Source organism: Streptomyces sp. NBC_01176 (genome assembly GCF_045039825.1).
Lineage (GTDB): Bacteria > Actinomycetota > Actinomycetes > Streptomycetales > Streptomycetaceae > Streptomyces.
Genome location: NZ_CP108600.1, coordinates 5,684,704 through 5,702,023 on the forward strand (window position 1 = coordinate 5,684,704; position 17,320 = coordinate 5,702,023).

Here is a 17,320-nt window from a genome sequence, read left to right on the forward strand (position 1 = left end):
GGCGGGGGTCTGGGGGCGGAGCCCCCAGGTACGGGATGGGCCGGGTAGGGGCGGCGGGGGCGAGAGAACCCAGGGGTCAGCCCAGGTGCTTGGTCAGCGTGTACTCCGTGGTCCCCGGCGGATAGTCCGGGACCACGCACACCACCTGGTACCCCTGCTTCCTGTAGAACTCGGGAGCCTGGAAGTCCCACGTCTCCAACCGGACCGCGAGGCAGCCGCGCTCCTCCCGCGCCAGACGCTCCCCCTCGGCGAGGAGACGGGAACCGAGACCGGAACCCCGGTGGACGCCGTCCACCCACAGATACGTCACGTGCAGCCACGTCGTCCAGGTGTGCCCGACGAGCCCGCCCGCGAGGTCACCGGCGGAGTCCAAGGCCCAGACGTGGAGCGGAAGTTCCCGTTCGGCCGGCGTCCCGCGCAGCGCGCGAAGGACGGGAGACGCCGCCGTGTTGGCGTCGAGCAGCCGTTGGCGGAGCAGTTCACGTCGGCCTTTGTCGACTTCTGTCTCCATACGAAACATACGACTCACCCTAAACGCCCCGGCCAATCAGTTCTGCAAATTACCTTCCGCTCCCGGCCCCCGGCCGTACTCTGATGAACAGCACCGGTGGGGGCCGGTGCTGATCAGGGGGCGAGACAGCCGGGTACGACACCCGGAGTGGGGGTAGCACTTCCAGCACGGCGGCGGCCGTGCGGCTGCGGCGCCCCGTTCTCCGAGCCGGAGACCGGTTCGGGGTTCTCTCCGGGTGTCGTACCTGCGCGGGTCGTCCCCCGACAATGGGGTATCCCCTGCTCCTCAGGAGCGTGGGGAAGGGGGTTTCTGTGGTTCGCATCCGAGTCCTGGTCGTCGACGACCACCGCATCTTCGCCGAGTCGCTCGCCGCGGCTCTGGCCGCCGAGCCCGATGTCGACGTGTCCGCCGCCGGCAGCGGTCCCGCCGCACTGCGCTGCCTGGAACGGGCGGCAGCGGAGGGCCGCAGGTTCGACGTGCTGCTCGTGGACGCCGACCTCGGCGGAAACGTGCCGGGCGCGCGGCCCGCCGTCCCGGTGCAGGAGAGCAACGAGGACGGGCTGGTCGACGGCATCTCGCTGGTAGCGGGTGTTCGTGCGGGTCAGCCCGGCGTGCGCATCGTCGTACTCGCCGAGAAGGACGACCCGCGCCGGGCCGCCCTCGCCCTGCAGGCCGGTGCCTCGGGCTGGGTCGCCAAGGACTGTTCCCTGTCGCGGCTCCTCACCGTCATACGGGGTGTGCTGCGGGACGAGACGCATCTCCCGCCCGCCCTGCTCACCGGTGTGCTGCGGGAGTTGACGGCCGCGCGCAAGCACCGCACCGAGAGCGAGCGGCTGGTGGAGTCGCTGACGCCCCGGGAGCGGGAGGTGCTGCGCTGCATGGTCGCGGGGCTGGGGCGCAAAGCCGTGGCCGAGCGGCTGTTCCTCTCGCCGCACACCGTCCGGACCCATATGCAGAACGTGCTCGGGAAGCTGGGCGTGCACTCGACGCTCGCCGCCGTGGCCCTCGCCCGGCGCGCCGGGGTCGGGCCTGTCGACCTAGCCGGGGATGTTGTCGAACGGGGCGGTCAACTGGCGTAGCAGCGAGGCGAGTTCGCCACGCTGCGCCCTGCTGAGTTCCGCCAGGATCGCGCGCTCCTGGTCGAGGAGTCCGGCCAGCGCCTGGTCGGCGCGGTCGCGGCCCTCGTCGGTGAGGCGTACGAGGACGCCCCGGCGGTCGCTCGGATCCGGGAGGCGCTCCACCAGGCCCTTCTGCGTCAGCCGGTCGATGCGGTTCGTCATCGTGCCGGAGGTGACGAGGGTCTGGGTGAGCAGTTGGCCGGGCGAGAGCTGATACGGGGAGCCGGCGCGCCGCAGCGCGGTCAGGACGTCGAACTCCCAGGGCTCCAGGCTGTGCTCGGAGAACGCCAGCCGGCGGGCGCGGTCCAGGTGCCGGGCCAGCCTGCTGACCCTGCTGAGTACCTCGAGCGGTTCCACGTCGAGGTCAGGGCGCTCCCGGCGCCACGCTCCGACCAGCCGATCGACCTCGTCCTCCATGACGATCAGTGTAGTGGTTGTGTCGATGTGAAGTCTCTTGATGTGGAGCCTCTTGGTATCAAGTCATTTGTGAGTGAGTTCCTTGATATCAAGTCTCTTGACGTCGAGATACTTCGATGTGAGGGTGGAGACCCGACCGGACATGCTGTCCGTACGCGACTTCGAGGAGGCCTGCCCATGCCTGCCACCGCCCCCATCTGGGACCCGGGCCAGTACCTGCGTCACGCCGACCACCGCGCCCGCCCCTTCGCCGACCTCCTCGCCCGGGTCCCGGAGCTGCCGCGCGACCCGGCCCGCATCGCCGACCTCGGCTGCGGCCCCGGGAACGTGACGGCAGGACTGGCCGAACGCTGGCCCGGCGCGCGGATCACCGGCCTGGACAACTCCCCGGAGATGCTGGCGCGGGCCGAGGCGCACGCGGGCCCCACCCCGGGCGGCGGCCGTCTCGACTTCGCCCCGGCGGACGCCAGGACCTGGACACCCGCCGAACCGTACGACCTGGTGATCAGCAACGCGACCCTGCAGTGGGTGCCCGGACACGTCACCCGCTTCCCCGACTGGGTGGCCGGCCTCGCCCCCGGCGGTACCTTCGCCTTCCAGGTCCCCGGCAACTTCGACGCCCCGAGCCACCGCCTGATGCGCGAACTCGCCCACTCCCCCCGCTGGAAGGACCGCCTGGCCGGGGCGCTGCGCCACGACGACGCCGTGCACACCCCGGCCGTCTACCTGGAGCAGCTCACGGCCCTGGGCTGCGCGGCCGACGTCTGGGAGACGACGTATCTGCATCTCCTCCAGGGCGAGGACCCCGTCCTCGACTGGGTGAAGGGAACCGGGCTGCGGCCGGTCCTCACCGAGCTGGGGGCGGACGCGGAGGGCTTCGTCGCCGAGTACCGGGACGCGCTGCGCGAGGCGTACCCGGCGACCGCGCACGGCACCGTGTTCCCCTTCCGCCGTGTCTTCGCCGTCGCGCGGAAGGAGGCCTGAGGATGCTCACCGCCCTCGACCACGTCCAGCTCGCCGCCCCGCCGGGGTCGGAGGACCTCCTGCGCCGCTACTACGTCGACGCCCTCGGGATGACCGAGATCCCCAAGCCGCCCGTCCTGGCCGCGCGCGGGGGCTGCTGGTTCCGGGCGGGGGCCGTCCACCTGCACCTGGGGATCGAGGGCGCTTCCGAGGGCGAGGGACCGGAAGGGTTCCGGCCCGCGAAGAAGGCGCATCCCGGGCTGCGGGTCACGGACATCGAGGCGTACGCCGCCCGGCTGGAGTCCCACGGGGCCGAGGTCACCTGGGACGACGACCTGCCCGGCCACCGCCGCTTCTACTCGGAGGACCCCGTCGGCAACCGGCTGGAGTTCCTGGAGCCGGTGGTCACGATGCGGTAAGTCACGGACGCGGCCCCAGCATTCGCCCGACCTCCTCGTGGGGAACGCCTTCTTTGTGGTCGATATCGAGCCTGCGGCGGCACACTCAGCTCTTGCGGTGCCCTATCAGACGGGGCTTCGGCTCCAGGCCGTCCAGGCCGTGCCAGGCCAGGTTCACCAGATGCGCGGCGACCTCGGCCTTGCGGGGCTTGCGGACGTCCAGCCACCACTGCCCGGTCAGCGCGACCATCCCGACCAGCGCCTGCGCGTACAGCGGGGCGAGCTTCGGGTCGAAGCCGCGGCTCTTGAACTCGCGGCCCAGGATGTCCTCCACCTGGGTGGCGATGTCGGAGATGAGTGAGGCGAAGGACCCCGTGGACTGAGGGATGGGGGAGTCCCGGACCAGGATGCGGAAGCCGTCCGTGTACTCCTCGATGTAGTCCAGGAGGGCGAAGGCGGCCTGCTCGCACAGTTCACGCGGATGGCCCGCCGTCAGGGAGCCGGTGACCATGTCCAGCAGCCGGCGCATCTCACGGTCCACCACCACCGCGTACAGGCCCTCCTTGCCGCCGAAGTGCTCGTAGACCACCGGCTTGGAGACGCCCGCCTTGGCCGCGATCTCCTCCACCGACGTGCCCTCGAAACCCTTCGCGGCGAACAGGGTGCGGCCGATCTCCAGCAGCTGCTGACGGCGCTCGGCACCGGTCATGCGGGTGCGACGCGCACGCCGCGGCTTTTCATTGCTGCCTGGGGTGCTGCTGGAGTCGGTCGCCACGCCGTCAATCATGCCGGGTCGGGGGCTTCCGTCTTGCGCCGGGAGGCGGACCCGTCGGTGTCACGCTTGGAATCGATACGCGAGCGTGACGGCCAGCGCACGTCGTACGCCCAGCCCAGTTGCTCACACCAACGGATGATCCTGGCCGAGGAGTCCAGCTGGCCGCGCTCCACGCCGTGCCGGGCCGAGGTCGGGTCGGCGTGGTGCAGGTTGTGCCAGGACTCGCCGCAGGACAGCACGGCCAGCCACCACACGTTGCCCGAGCGGTCACGCGACTTGAACGGACGCTTGCCCACCGCGTGGCAGATCGAGTTGATCGACCAGGTCACATGGTGCAACAGGGCCACCCGGACGAGTGAGCCCCAGAAGAAGCCGGTGAACGCGCCCCACCAGGACATCGTCGCCAGACCGCCGATCAGGGGCGGCAGCGCGAGGGAGAGCATGGTCCAGTAGATGAACTGGCGCGAGATCGCACGAATCGCCGGGTCCTTGATCAGGTCGGGGGCGTACTTCTCCTGCGGGGTCCGCTCCTCATCGAACATCCAGCCGATATGCGCCCACCACAGGCCCTTCATCAGCGCCGGAACCGTCTCGCCGTAGCGCCACGGCGAATGCGGGTCGCCCTCCGCGTCGGAGAACTTGTGATGCTTGCGGTGGTCGGCGACCCAGCGGACGACCGGGCCCTCGACCGCCATCGAACCCGCGATCGCGACCGCGATCCGCAGCGGGCGTTTCGCCTTGAACGAACCATGCGTGAAGTAGCGGTGGTAGCCGATCGTCACGCCGTGGCAACCCAGGTAGTAGAAGAAGACCAGGAGGCCGAGATCCAGCCAGCTCACTCCCCAGCCCCAGACCAGCGGTACCGCGGCGAGCAGCGCGAGGAACGGGACGGTGATGAAGAGGAGGAGTGTGAGCTGTTCGAGCGACCCCTTCTTCTCTCCGCCCAGCGTGGCAGGGGGGATGGAGGGGTCGTCGTTCGCCCCCGGGGCATCGTCGATCACATCCGAGCTCGTGCGCATGGGCGTCCCCTGTGGGATTCGAGGGTGGGGAAGAGTGGCCGGGTACGGGCTCCAGGGTTCTCCCGTTGTCTGACGGGAATCCCTACGCTTCCGTAACCTACGGCATCGTAAGTATGGCAGCGCGCTGCCGAGCGGCAACAGCCCGAGACCCTGCGCGTCCACCTGGACACCTATCCTTGGAGTCGGTCGGACAGCGCGGTCCGTTCTGTTTATTCCCGGATGCCACGTCCCTAAGCGGCACCCGCCGCGCGGTCGTCACCCGGGTTCCCTCCCAGACGAGCTTCAGACGAGCTTCCACACTCTTCAGCCGAGCTTCCACACTGCAAGGAGCCGCACCTGTGAGCAGTGCCGACGACCAGACCACGACGACCAGCAGCGAGCTGCGCGCCGACATCCGGCGCCTGGGCGACCTGCTGGGGGAGACCCTCGTCCGCCAGGAGGGCCCCGAGCTCCTGGAACTGGTCGAGAAGGTCCGCCGCCTGACCCGCGAGGACGGCGAAGCCGCCGCCGAGCTGCTGCGCGGCACCGAGCTGGAGACCGCGGCCAAGCTGGTCCGCGCGTTCTCGACGTACTTCCATCTGGCGAACGTCACCGAGCAGGTGCACCGCGGCCGTGAGCTGCGCGCCAGGCGGGCCGCCGAGGGCGGACTGCTCTCCCGGACCGCCGACCGGCTCAAGGACGCCGACCCGGACCACCTGCGCGAGACGGTCAAGAACCTCAACGTCCGCCCCGTCTTCACCGCCCACCCGACGGAGGCGGCCCGCCGCTCGGTCCTCAACAAGCTGCGCCGTATCGCCGCCCTGCTGGAGACCCCCGTCATCGAGGCCGACCGCCGCCGCTACGACATCCGGCTGGCGGAGAACATCGACCTGGTGTGGCAGACCGACGAGCTGCGCGTGGTCCGCCCCGAACCCGCCGACGAGGCCCGCAACGCCATCTACTACCTGGACGAGCTGCACGCCGGCGCCGTCGGGGACGTACTGGAGGACCTCACCGCCGAACTGGAGCGCGTCGGCGTGAAGGTGCCCGACGAGACCCGGCCGCTCACCTTCGGCACCTGGATCGGCGGCGACCGCGACGGCAACCCGAACGTCACCCCCGACGTCACCTGGGACGTCCTGATCCTCCAGCACGAGCACGGCATCAACGACGCGCTGGAGATGATCGACGAACTGCGCGGCTTCCTGTCGAACTCGATCCGGTACACCGGCGCCACCGAAGAACTGCTGGACTCCCTCCGGGCCGACCTGGAGCGGCTGCCGGAGATCAGCCCCCGCTACAAGCGGCTGAACGCCGAGGAGCCCTACCGGCTCAAGGCCACCTGCATCCGCCAGAAGCTGGAGAACACCAAGCAGCGTCTCGCCAGGGGCATCCCGCACGAGGCCGGCCGCGACTATCTCGGCACCGCCGAGCTGCTGCGCGACCTCACCCTGATCCAGAGCTCGCTGCGCGAGCACCGCGGCGCGCTGTTCGCCGACGGCCGCATGAACCGCACCATCCGCACGCTGGCCGCCTTCGGCCTCCAGCTCGCCACCATGGACGTACGCGAACACGCGGACGCCCACCACCACGCCCTCGGCCAGCTCTTCGACCGGCTCGGCGAGGAGTCCTGGCGCTACGCCGACATGCCCCGCGAGTACCGCGCCAAGCTCCTCGCCAAGGAACTGCGCTCCCGGCGCCCGCTGGCCCCGACCCCGGCACCGGTCGACGCCGCCGGTGAGAAGACCATCGGCGTCTTCCAGACGGTGAAGCGGGCCCTGCAGGTCTTCGGACCCGAGGTCATCGAGTCGTACATCATCTCGATGTGCCAGGGCGCCGACGACGTGTTCGCCGCCGCCGTGCTCGCCCGCGAGGCGGGCCTGCTCGACCTGCACGGCGGCTGGGCGAAGATCGGCATCGTGCCGCTCCTGGAGACCACCGACGAGCTGCGCGCCGCCGACGTGATCCTGGACGACATGCTCGCCGACCCCTCCTACCGGCGCCTCGTCGCGCTGCGCGGAGACGTCCAGGAGGTCATGCTCGGCTACTCCGACTCCTCGAAGTTCGGCGGCATCACGACCTCCCAGTGGGAGATCCACCGCGCCCAGCGACGGCTGCGCGACGTCGCCCACCGGTACGGGGTGCGGCTGCGGCTCTTCCACGGCCGGGGCGGCACCGTCGGCCGGGGTGGCGGCCCCTCCCACGACGCGATCCTCGCGCAGCCCTGGGGCACCCTCGAGGGCGAGATCAAGGTGACCGAGCAGGGCGAGGTCATCTCCGACAAGTACCTCGTGCCCTCGCTGGCCCGGGAGAACCTGGAACTGACGGTCGCCGCCACCCTCCAGGCCTCCGCCCTGCACACCGCCCCGCGCCAGTCCGACGAGGCACTGGCCCGCTGGGACGCGGCCATGGACGTCGTCTCCGAGGCCGCCCACTCCGCCTACCGGCGGTTCGTCGAGGACCCGGACCTGCCGACGTACTTCCTCGCCTCCACGCCGGTCGACCAGCTCGCCGACCTGCACCTGGGCTCGCGGCCCTCCCGGCGCCCCGGCTCGGGCGTCTCGCTGGACGGACTGCGCGCCATCCCGTGGGTCTTCGGGTGGACCCAGTCGCGGCAGATCGTGCCGGGCTGGTTCGGTGTCGGCTCGGGTCTGAAGGCCCTGCGCGAGGCCGGCCTCGACACGGTGCTCGACGAGATGCACGAGCAGTGGCACTTCTTCCGCAACTTCCTCTCCAACGTCGAGATGACGCTCGCGAAGACGGACCTGCGGATCGCCCGGCACTACGTCGACACGCTCGTCCCCGACGAGCTGAAGCACGTGTTCGCCAGCATCGAGGCCGAGCACCGGCTCACCGTCAGCGAAGTGCTGCGCGTGACGGGCGGTGAGCGGCTCCTGGACACCAACCCCGTGCTCCAGCAGACCTTCTCGATCCGCGACGCCTACCTGGACCCGATCTCCTACCTCCAGGTCGCCCTGCTCAAGCGCCAGCGCGACGAGGCCGCGGCCGGCGCGGAACCCGACCCGCTGCTGTCGCGAGCCCTACTGCTGACCGTCAACGGGGTGGCGGCCGGCCTGCGCAACACCGGCTGATCCTCGGCGTGCCGACGGCGGTACCCCCGGCCCGGGGGTACCGCCGTCGGCTCACAGGGCCAGGAACGTCGCCGTCAGCAGTGCGAGCCCCGCGCCCGCCATCACCCAGGCCGACCGAGGGCGTCGCAGACCACCCGCGACCACTACCGAGGCCAGCAGCAGCGCGCCTCCGAACGGGACCCACGCGTAGAGCAGTCCGGCCGGGCCGCTGCGGACCACGTCACCGCTGCCGGGCTTCACCGTGACCGCGTACGTGCGCCCCTTGCGCACCGCGGCCGACTCCTCGATGGTGACGCGGTCCCGCGCCCGGGAACCCGCCGACACCGGCCGGTACGGCCCCGTGCACCGTTCCTCCGAGCACGCCGTCACGGTCATCGTGCCCTGCTCCCGGCCCTTGCTCAGCATCACGTGCTGTGCCGTGCCCCAGGAGCCCCAGACACCCGCGATCAGGATCAGTGCCGTGACCGTCCCCATCGCCGCGAGCCGCCCGAACCGCAGCGCCGTGTGCGCGTTCTTGCGGGCGTGCTTGTGTGCGGCGGCGGGCATGGCGGCGATCCTTGGCCATGGCCCTGCGTTCGGTCAACTCGGCCGGGGGACAAGTCCACAGTTGTACGAGCAGATCGCTCGCCCCTGACGGCCGCTCAGGAGTTGTACGTGCCCTGCGCCCGCTCCAGGCCGTCGATGACGAGGCACTCCACCGCGTCCGAGGCCCGGTCCACGAAGTAGCCCAGCTCCTTGCGCTCGGCCGAGGCGAAGTCCTTGAGGACGAAGTCGGCGACCTGCATCCGGCCCGGGGGCCGGCCGATGCCGAAGCGCACCCGGTGGTAGTCGGGACCCATCGCCTTCGTCATGGACTTCAGCCCGTTGTGCCCGTTGTCGCCGCCGCCCAGCTTGAGCCGCAGCACCCCGTAGTCGATGTCCAGCTCGTCATGGATCGCGACGACATGGGCGAGCGGCACCTTGTAGAAGTCGCGCAGCGCGTTCACCGGGCCGCCGGACAGGTTCATGTACGACATCGGCTTGGCCAGGATCACCCGGCGGTTCGCCGGACCGGGCGGGCCGATGCGGCCCTCGATCACCTGCGCCTGGGCCTTCCCCGCCCGCTTGAAGCTGCCGCCGATCCGCTCCGCCAGCAGGTCGGCGACCATGAAGCCCACGTTGTGCCGGTTCATGGCGTACTCGGGGCCGGGATTGCCGAGGCCCACGATCAGCCAGGGGGCGCCTGCGTCCGTCGTCACGTCGGTGTCTCCCATGGGTCCTTGATGCGCCTGTGTCCTGGACAACGCACCGACCGCCGCCCCGGGAGGGAGCGGCGGCCGGCGCATGCGATTCCGGGAGGAATCAGGCCTCGGTGGTCTCGGCCTCGGCGTCCGCCGGGGCCTCCTCCGCCTGGGCGGCGAGGACCTGGAGGACGACCGCGTCCTCGTCGATCGCCAGCGTGGTGCCCTTGGGGAGCGGGATGTCCTTGGCGAGGATGGCCGCGCCGGCCTCCAGGCCCTGGATGGAGACGGTGACAGACTCGGGGATGTGGGTGGCCTCGGCCTCGACCGTCAGCGTGCTGAGCACGTGCTCGAGCAGGTAGGCACCCGGAGCGAGCTCGCCCTCGGTGTGGACGTAGACCTCGACGTTGACCTTCTCGCCGCGCTTCACGAGGAGCAGGTCGACGTGCTCGAGGAAGCCCTTGATGGCGTCACGCTGGACGGCCTTCGGGATCGCGAGCTCGGTCTTGCCCTCGATGTCCAGGGTGAGCAGGACGTTCGGGGTGCGCAGGGCGAGCTGCAGCTCGTGGCCCGGCAGCGCGATGTGGACGGGCTCGGTGCCGTGGCCGTAGACGACCGCGGGAACCTTGCTCTCGCGGCGGATGCGGCGGGCGGCGCCCTTGCCGAACTCGGTACGGGTCTCGGCGGCGAGCTTGACCTCGGACATGTTCACTCCTCGTAGTAAGGGACCCGAAGGGCCTGGGGATGAGTCACCCGGCCGAACAACGGCCTGCTACGAAGAGCGCGTCGATAACGGACCGCCACACAGAAGTGTGGCCTCCCTCGCCGAGCAACTTTGGCAGTGTACTCGGCGGGAAGGCCACACCCAAAAGGATCTCTACTGCTCCTCGAACAGGCTCGTCACCGAGCCGTCCTCGAAGACCTCACGCACCGCGTTGGCGATCGTCGGCGCGATGGAGAGCACCGTGATCTTGTCCAGCTCCAGCTCGCCCGGGGTCGGCAGGGTGTCCGTGAAGACGAACTCGCTGACCTTGGAGTTCTTCAGGCGGTCGGCGGCCGGACCGGAGAGCACACCGTGCGTGGCCGTGACGATGACGTCCTCGGCGCCGTGCGCGAAGAGGGCGTCGGCGGCGGCGCAGATCGTGCCACCCGTGTCGATCATGTCGTCGACGAGGACGCAGACGCGGCCCTTCACGTCACCGACCACCTCGTGGACGGTGACCTGGTTGGCGACGTCCTTGTCGCGGCGCTTGTGCACGATCGCCAGCGGGGCGTCCAGGCGGTCGCACCACCGGTCGGCGACGCGCACCCGGCCCGCGTCCGGGGAGACGACGGTGAGCTTCGACCGGTCGACCTTGGCGCCCACGTAGTCCGCCAGGATCGGCAGCGCGAAGAGGTGGTCGACCGGGCCGTCGAAGAAGCCCTGGATCTGGTCGGTGTGCAGGTCGACGGTGAGGATGCGGTCGGCACCGGCCGTCTTCATCAGGTCCGCGATCAGACGCGCCGAGATCGGTTCACGTCCGCGGTGCTTCTTGTCCTGCCGGGCGTAACCGTAGAACGGCACGATCACCGTGATGCTCCGCGCGGACGCCCGCTTCAGGGCGTCGATCATGATCAGCTGTTCCATGATCCACTTGTTGATGGGAGCCGTGTGGCTCTGCATCAGGAAGCAGTCGGCGCCGCGGGCGGACTCCTGGTAGCGGATGTAGATCTCGCCGTTGGCGAAGTCGAAGGCCTTCGTCGGGACTACCCCGACACCCAGCTTGTGGGCGACTTCCTCAGCAAGCTCGGGGTGGGCGCGGCCGGAGAAGAACATCATCTTCTTCTTGCCGGTCGTCTTGATCCCGGTCACAGCACTGTCTCCTCAGAGGTGTCTCAGCTGGATGGTGAGCGGACATCTCCACTGGGCGCGGGAGGCCGTCTCAGCTGGGGGTGCGGGTGCACGGTGCGGGTGTGCACTTATCACGGTACGCCGTGTCAGACGCACCTGTTTCCGGTCAGGCTTCGCCTTCCGGCTCCCGGGAGGCCGCCTCGGCGGCCTTCGCGGCCGCGCTCCCCGGACGCTTGCGGGCCACCCAACCCTCGATATTCCGCTGCTGGCCACGGGCCACGGCGAGCGAACCGGGCGGTACGTCCTTGGTGATGACGGAGCCCGCCGCGGTGTACGCGCCGTCCCCCACCGTGACGGGAGCCACAAACATGTTGTCCGAACCGGTGCGGCAGTGGGAGCCCACGGTGGTGTGGTGCTTCTCCTGCCCGTCGTAGTTCACGAAGACGCTGGCGGCACCGATGTTCGAGTGGTCGCCGATCGTCGCGTCGCCCACGTAGGAGAGGTGCGGGACCTTGGTGCCCTCGCCGATCGTGGCGTTCTTCGTCTCGACGTACGTGCCGACCTTGGCCTTGAGGCCGAGGCGGGTGCCGGGGCGCAGGTAGGCGAACGGGCCGACGGTGGCCTCGGGGCCGACCTCGGCGGTGTCGGCGACCGTGGTGTCGACCCGCGCCCCCGCGCCCACTCTGGTGTCCTTCAGACGGCAGTTGGGCCCGACCTCGGCGCCCTCGGCGAGATGCGTGGCGCCCTGCAACTGGGTGCCGGGGTGCACGATCGCGTCCTGCTCGAAGGTGACGGTGACGTCGACCCAGGTCGAGGCCGGGTCGATGACGGTGACGCCGGCGAGCATGGCCCGCTCCAGCAGCCGGTCGTTGAGGGTGCGGCGGGCCGCGGCCAGCTGGACGCGGTTGTTGATCCCGGCGATCTCCCGGTGGTCGGCGGCGACGGAGGCGCCGACCCGGTGCCCGGCCTCGCGCAGAATGCCCAGGACGTCGGTGAGGTACTCCTCGCCCTGGCTGTTGTCGGTCCGCACCTTGCCGAGCGCGTCCGCGAGCAGCTGTCCGTCGAAGGCGAACACCCCGGAGTTGATCTCCCGGATCGCGCGCTGCGACTCGGTGGCGTCCTTGTGCTCGACGATGGCGGTGACGGCGCCGCTGGCCCCGTCCCGGACGATACGGCCGTAGCCGGTGGCGTCGGGGACCTCGGCGGTGAGCACGGTGACGGCGTTGCCGTCGGTGTCGTGGGCCGCGGCGAGGCGGCGCAGGGTCTCGCCGCTCAGCAGCGGGGTGTCGCCGCAGACCACGACGACGGTCCCGTCGATGCCGCCGCCGAGTTCTTCGAGGCCCATGCGGACGGCGTGTCCGGTGCCGTTCTGCTCGGCCTGTACGGCGGTGCGGACCGCGGGGTCGGCCGCGGCGAGGTGCGCGGTGACCTGCTCGCGGGCGTGGCCCACGACGACGACCAGGTTCTCCGGCTCCAACGCGCGGGCGGCCGCGAGTACATGGCCCACCAGGGAACGGCCGCACAGTTCGTGCAGGACCTTGGGTGTGGCCGACTTCATACGGGTGCCCTCACCCGCTGCGAGAACGACGACGGCTGCCGGGCGATTGGCGCTCACGGGAATGCCCTTCGGCTACGGATGGCTGGGGTGTGGACAACCGCAGGATACCGGGGCGTATCAGGAGTGACATGAGAGCGGGCCCCGACGGAACTGTCAGGGCCCGAATCGGTCGTGGCTCCCCCGCCAGGACTCGAACCCGGACAGATGGCACCAAAAGCCACAGTGCTGCCAATTACACCACGGGGGATCAAACCCGACTGAACCGGACATTTGGTCAGGTCGCCGAGTGGGCACCCAACACTATGCCGTACCGGGTGCCTTCGACGCGACGGTACTGATGCGAGCGGGGCTTCCGGGGTCGAACGGTGAGCGATTCGGCAGTTCGAGGGATACCGGCAGGTTTCGCGTCCGATCGACAGCGGGCCGCGGTGTCGGAGAGGAGGCGAAACTCACCGGAAAAGGGGCGGGGAGCAAACGTAGGCTGGAGGCATGACCACGACGGGGGAAGAGCACACCGAGGCCGGGACAGGGCCGTGGTGGTGGGTCAGGTGGCGCGGTGCCGCGCTCGACGCGGGCCTCGCGGCGGTGTCGGCGGCCGAGTGCGCGACGGAGGGAATTCCGTTCGCACACGACGCGGGCCTGCCGGCGGCGGTGGGCGCGGTGTTCGGTCTGCTCGCCGGGTCCGTGCTGCTGCTGCGGCGGAAGTGGCCGATCGCCGTCGTGCTGGTGTCGATCGCGATCACGCCCGCGCAGATGGGCTTCGCGATGGGACTCGTCGGGCTGTACACGCTCGCCGCGTCCGAGCTGCCGCGCCGGATCATCGCGGCGCTCGCCGGAATGTCCTTCGCCGGGATGCTGATCGTCACGTTCGTCCGGGCCCATCAGGGCATGGTGCGCGGGGACGTGACCATGGGGGACTGGTTCGTCCCCTTCGTCTCCATCACGACCGCCATCGGCATGACCGCCCCGCCCGTCCTGCTCGGCCTGTACGTGGGGGCACGGCGCCGGCTGATGGAGAGCCTGCGGGAGCGGGCCGACTCGCTGGAGCGGGAGTTGCAACTGCTGGCCGAGCGGGCCGAGGAGCGGGCGGAGTGGGCGCGCAACGAGGAGCGGACGCGGATCGCGCGGGAGATGCACGACGTGGTCGCGCACCGGGTGTCCCTGATGGTGGTGCACGCGGCGGCTCTTCAGGCCGTGGCCCGGAAGGACCCCGAGAAGGCCGTACGGAACGCGGCGCTGGTCGGCGACATGGGACGGCAGGCGCTGACCGAGCTGCGCGAGATGCTGGGCGTGCTGCGCACGGGGGACGGGCTGGCCTCGCGGCCTCAGCCGGTGCCGCTGGCCGCGGTGGGCATGGCGGCGGCCGCGGCGGCGTCGCGCGCGGCAGACGATCCGGGTGACGGGCCCAGCCTCGCGGAACTGGACGAGCTGGTCGGGCAGTCGGCGGCGGCCGGGATGGTGGTCGCTCTGTCGGTGGAGGGCGACACGCGCCCGTACGCGCCGGAGATCGAACAGACCGCCTACCGGGTCGTCCAGGAGGCGCTGACCAACGTCCACAAGCACGCGGCCGGTGCGAAGACGTACGTGCGGCTCGCTCATCGGGTGTCCGAGATCGCCATGCAGGTCGAGAACGAGTGCCCGCCCGAGCCCGGGGCGGTGTCCGCCGTGCGGCTTCCCAGCGGGGGCAACGGGCTGCTGGGCATGAAGGAACGTGTTGCCGCGCTCGGCGGGGTGTTCGTCTCCGGTCCCACGGACGCGGGCGGTTTCCGGGTGTCGGCGGTCCTCCCCGCGCAGGCCTGAACGCATCCGCCGCGACCCCGGGTTCCCGGGTGCCGCAGTCCCGTGACCGGGGCTCCGCCCCCAGACCCCCGTTCGGCCTGGACGGCCTCGTCCGGGCGAGATGAATTGCCGGACGGGGGCTGAAATTCTGCAGCCAGGGCCCGCATCATCAGCCCGTCCGGCGTTTGAGGACGAGCCCTTCGGGCGAAGGCGAGGGTCCAGGGGGCGCGGCGCCCCTGGCGGGGTCCGAGCCCGGGGACGGGTCGGGGGTAGGGGCGGCGGGGGCGAGGAACCCGGTCAGCCCGCCGTCAGGCGCACCGGTTCCAGACCGGACACGAGGGTCGTCAGGGCCGCGTCGATGTCCGGTCCGAGATACCAGTCACCGGTGTGATCGAGCGCGTAGACCCGCCCCTCACTGTCGATGGCGAGCAGCGCCCGGGAGTCGGACTCCTCACCCAGCGGACACACCTCGGCGTCCAGCGCCCGCCCGAGGTCACCAAGGGTGCGCGCCATGTGCAGCCCGTGCAACGGGTCGAAGTGGAGCGCGGTCGGGGCGAGCTGCCGTCCGGGCCCGGACGGCACGACCCGTAGACCGCCGAACTCCGCCCACGCCTCCACCGCGGCCGGGAACACGGCGTGCCGGTGCCCGGCGGGCGACTCGTACTCCCGCAGTGCGTCGGCCCAGTACTCGGCCTGCTTTATGTCCCAGCGTCCGGGCTGCCACCCCGCGGAGCGGAGCGCGGCGTCCACGGGGACGGAGAAGCGTGTGGTGGAGGTGCGGTCGGCGTGCATCTGCCCTTCGTTCGTCGAGCGACATGGGAGCGGGGGACGAGAAAGTCGGGGACAGGAGATCGGCGGCGCGGCGGGGCGTGGCGGTGGGAGAAGACGGGCGCCGTTGTACGTACGGGTGCGGGGGCGGATGGGTTCAGGCGTCGGCGGACGCCGTCGGATCGACGACGCGGACGCCGAAGTGCTCACTGAGCGCCGTGCAGGCACGGCAGGGCGCCGCGAAGCTCCCGTGCAGCGGGTCACCGTCCTCGCGGATGCGACGCGCGGTGAGCTTGGCCTGCTTGAGGGCCCTGCGCGCCTCGCCGTTGGTCATCGGCTTGCGTGCGGCCCGCTTGCTGCGCGCCGCGTCCAGACCGGTGATGTGCCGCGAGATCAGGATCGCCTCGGCGCAGCGGCCGGTGAAGCGGTCGCGCTGCGCGCTGGTGAGGGTGTCGAGGAAGTCCTGGACCAGGGGGTGCAGGGCGGGCGGCTGGTCGCCGCGGGCCGCGGTGCCCGTCAGGGTCGCGCCGCGCACGGAGAGGGCGGCGGCGACGGTCGGAAGTATGCCGTCCCGGCGGTGCAGGAGGGTGGGGGCGTGCGGTGCCTCGGAGCCGCTCCAGCCGACGCGCGGGTCCCCGGACGTGCCTGTATGCGTCGCGTTCATGATCGCTCTTCCCTCCCGTGCATCCCCCGATGCGGCTACAGACTGCCAAACGGCGTGGCGGGTGGGGAAGCTGGGGCGCGCGACACGCCCGGGCTTCGTCGCACCGTCACGGCCAGGTGACGGCAGGTCACGGAACCGGAGGCCCGGTGACCGGTGTCCTTCAACCGCATAGGCTGTCGACATCCGCGATCCATACAGCTATTGAGAACGCCGCAGGGGGCAACAGCCATGACGACAGGTCGGCTCGGGCAGCAAGCCGCGCCGCCGAACGCGGCCTACGCCGGGCAGGTCGTGCACTTCCCGGATCCGGTCCGGGCCGCTCGCCACCCCAGAGGCGTACGGGTCGACGCGCACGGCTACCCCGACTTCTCGGCGTACGCGCGTGCCGCCGCCGAGATCGCCGAACCCCCGGAGGGCTTCGGCGTCGACGAACTGCGCCTGACGGACTACGTGTCCGCGAACGCGGCGCTCGCCGCGACCGGACACGAGCTGTGGGACACGATCCCGCCCGTGGCCACGCCGCACGGCTGGACCTGGCACCACGTGGCCGGTACCCGGCGGCTGGAGCTCGTCCCCGTCGAGGTGAAGGCGCTGCTGCGCCACCACGGTGGCATCGCGACCACGAACGTCGACCACACCAAGCGTGGGACGCGGCCGTTGCAGGAGACGCGGCCCGCGCACTTCGCGCTGCCGAAGTCCTCGGTCGCGGTCACGGAGCAGCAGGTGCTGGCGGTCGAGGAGGATCTCGGGTACCGGCTGCCGGGTGCCTATCGGTCCTTCCTGAAGGCGGCGGGCGGCTGCGCGCCGGTGGGTGCCGTGCTCGACGCGGAACTCGGACTCCTGCTCGACCAGCCGTTCTTCACGGTGCGCGAAGAGGCCGCGGTCAACGACCTCGTGTACATCAACAAGTGTCTGCGCGACCATCTGACCAAGGACTACCTGTGCGTCGGGTTCGTGCAGGGCGGCCTGCTCGCCGTCAAGGTGAAGGGTGACGCGATCGGGTCGGTGTGGTTCTGCGCGTACGACGACGCCCGCGACCAGGACGCGTGGCCGCCGGCCGAGCGTGTGCAGCGGCTGCTGCTGTCCTGCGGCGCCGACTTCGACCAGTTCCTGTCCCGGCTCGCGGGCAATCCGCCGGAGCTGGAGACGGTGGCGAACCTGATGGTGGACGGCGGCTTCGCGCACGCCGTTCCCGTCTCTTCCGAGTCTTCGGTGGGGGAGTGAACGT

The 17,320-nt window shown here is 70.8% G+C and carries 17 protein-coding genes and 1 tRNA gene; 6 read left to right on the forward strand and 12 right to left on the reverse strand.

Features of this window, described 5'->3' with window-relative positions:
- Nucleotides 1-76: 76 nt before the first annotated feature.
- Nucleotides 77-520, reverse strand: coding sequence for a GNAT family N-acetyltransferase (locus OG199_RS24565; protein ID WP_405831284.1), 444 nt, complete (start codon nucleotides 518-520; stop codon nucleotides 77-79).
- Nucleotides 521-822: 302 nt separating this feature from the next.
- Here OG199_RS24565 and OG199_RS24570 point away from each other — a divergent pair, with 302 nt between their 5' ends.
- Nucleotides 823-1,590 (forward strand): response regulator transcription factor, encoded by a 768-nt coding sequence (locus OG199_RS24570; protein ID WP_153290129.1) that lies wholly within the window; start codon nucleotides 823-825, stop codon nucleotides 1,588-1,590.
- Here OG199_RS24570 and OG199_RS24575 read toward each other — a convergent pair.
- The gene (locus OG199_RS24575; RefSeq protein ID WP_153290130.1) at nucleotides 1,549-2,046 is read right to left on the reverse strand and encodes a MarR family winged helix-turn-helix transcriptional regulator; all 498 of its coding nucleotides are present in this window, start codon (nucleotides 2,044-2,046) and stop codon (nucleotides 1,549-1,551) included. The genes OG199_RS24570 and OG199_RS24575 overlap by 42 nt on opposite strands.
- A gap of 177 nt (nucleotides 2,047-2,223) precedes the next feature.
- Here OG199_RS24575 and OG199_RS24580 point away from each other — a divergent pair, with 177 nt between their 5' ends.
- A complete protein-coding gene (locus OG199_RS24580) occupies nucleotides 2,224-3,030 on the forward strand; it encodes a trans-aconitate 2-methyltransferase (protein WP_405831287.1) in 807 nt (268 codons plus the stop codon).
- A 2-nt stretch (nucleotides 3,031-3,032) separates the two neighbouring features.
- The gene (locus OG199_RS24585; protein WP_405831289.1) at nucleotides 3,033-3,428 is read left to right on the forward strand and encodes a VOC family protein; all 396 of its coding nucleotides are present in this window, start codon (nucleotides 3,033-3,035) and stop codon (nucleotides 3,426-3,428) included.
- A gap of 85 nt (nucleotides 3,429-3,513) precedes the next feature.
- Here the strand turns inward: OG199_RS24585 and OG199_RS24590 are convergent, their stop codons facing one another.
- Nucleotides 3,514-4,194 (reverse strand): TetR/AcrR family transcriptional regulator, encoded by a 681-nt coding sequence (locus OG199_RS24590; protein ID WP_148008794.1) that lies wholly within the window; start codon nucleotides 4,192-4,194, stop codon nucleotides 3,514-3,516.
- Nucleotides 4,191-5,201, reverse strand: coding sequence for a fatty acid desaturase (locus OG199_RS24595; protein ID WP_356808821.1), 1,011 nt, complete (start codon nucleotides 5,199-5,201; stop codon nucleotides 4,191-4,193). The genes OG199_RS24590 and OG199_RS24595 overlap by 4 nt, the downstream gene beginning before the upstream one ends.
- 338 nt (nucleotides 5,202-5,539) lie before the next feature.
- On the opposite strand from OG199_RS24595, the gene ppc reads away from it, so the two are divergent.
- Nucleotides 5,540-8,272: a phosphoenolpyruvate carboxylase gene (gene ppc, locus OG199_RS24600; RefSeq protein ID WP_405831292.1), complete on the forward strand. Its 2,733-nt coding sequence runs from the start codon at nucleotides 5,540-5,542 to the stop codon at nucleotides 8,270-8,272.
- Nucleotides 8,273-8,323: 51 nt separating this feature from the next.
- Here the strand turns inward: ppc and OG199_RS24605 are convergent, their stop codons facing one another.
- From OG199_RS24605 to OG199_RS24630, 6 genes are all read right to left on the reverse strand, one after another.
- Entirely contained in the window at nucleotides 8,324-8,818 is a 495-nt protein-coding gene (locus tag OG199_RS24605) for a hypothetical protein (protein WP_356805022.1), read from the reverse strand.
- 95 nt (nucleotides 8,819-8,913) lie between these two features.
- Entirely contained in the window at nucleotides 8,914-9,525 is a 612-nt protein-coding gene (gene pth / locus OG199_RS24610; RefSeq protein ID WP_266699650.1) for an aminoacyl-tRNA hydrolase, read from the reverse strand.
- Nucleotides 9,526-9,613: 88 nt separating this feature from the next.
- Nucleotides 9,614-10,198 carry a 50S ribosomal protein L25/general stress protein Ctc gene (locus tag OG199_RS24615; protein WP_356805020.1) on the reverse strand — a complete coding sequence of 195 codons (585 nt, stop codon included), beginning with the start codon at nucleotides 10,196-10,198 and terminating at the stop codon, nucleotides 9,614-9,616.
- A gap of 171 nt (nucleotides 10,199-10,369) precedes the next feature.
- The gene (locus OG199_RS24620) at nucleotides 10,370-11,344 is read right to left on the reverse strand and encodes a ribose-phosphate diphosphokinase (protein ID WP_148008788.1); all 975 of its coding nucleotides are present in this window, start codon (nucleotides 11,342-11,344) and stop codon (nucleotides 10,370-10,372) included.
- A gap of 145 nt (nucleotides 11,345-11,489) precedes the next feature.
- Nucleotides 11,490-12,938 (reverse strand): bifunctional UDP-N-acetylglucosamine diphosphorylase/glucosamine-1-phosphate N-acetyltransferase GlmU, encoded by a 1,449-nt coding sequence (gene glmU, locus OG199_RS24625; RefSeq protein ID WP_356805018.1) that lies wholly within the window; start codon nucleotides 12,936-12,938, stop codon nucleotides 11,490-11,492.
- A gap of 115 nt (nucleotides 12,939-13,053) precedes the next feature.
- A tRNA-Gln gene (locus OG199_RS24630) sits at nucleotides 13,054-13,128 on the reverse strand.
- Nucleotides 13,129-13,370: 242 nt separating this feature from the next.
- Here OG199_RS24630 and OG199_RS24635 point away from each other — a divergent pair.
- Complete coding sequence (locus OG199_RS24635) at nucleotides 13,371-14,681, forward strand: histidine kinase (RefSeq protein ID WP_356805016.1); 1,311 nt, start codon at nucleotides 13,371-13,373, stop codon at nucleotides 14,679-14,681.
- Between the two features lie 276 nt (nucleotides 14,682-14,957).
- Here OG199_RS24635 and OG199_RS24640 read toward each other — a convergent pair whose 3' ends face one another.
- Complete coding sequence (locus OG199_RS24640) at nucleotides 14,958-15,452, reverse strand: SUKH-3 domain-containing protein (protein WP_356805014.1); 495 nt, start codon at nucleotides 15,450-15,452, stop codon at nucleotides 14,958-14,960.
- A 133-nt stretch (nucleotides 15,453-15,585) separates the two neighbouring features.
- On the reverse strand, nucleotides 15,586-16,092 hold the full coding sequence (locus tag OG199_RS24645) for a YwqJ-related putative deaminase (protein ID WP_266699645.1): 507 nt from the start codon (nucleotides 16,090-16,092) through the stop codon (nucleotides 15,586-15,588).
- Nucleotides 16,093-16,320: 228 nt separating this feature from the next.
- Here OG199_RS24645 and OG199_RS24650 point away from each other — a divergent pair, with 228 nt between their 5' ends.
- On the forward strand, nucleotides 16,321-17,316 hold the full coding sequence (locus tag OG199_RS24650) for an SMI1/KNR4 family protein (RefSeq protein ID WP_405831295.1): 996 nt from the start codon (nucleotides 16,321-16,323) through the stop codon (nucleotides 17,314-17,316).
- Nucleotides 17,317-17,320 lie beyond the last annotated feature (4 nt).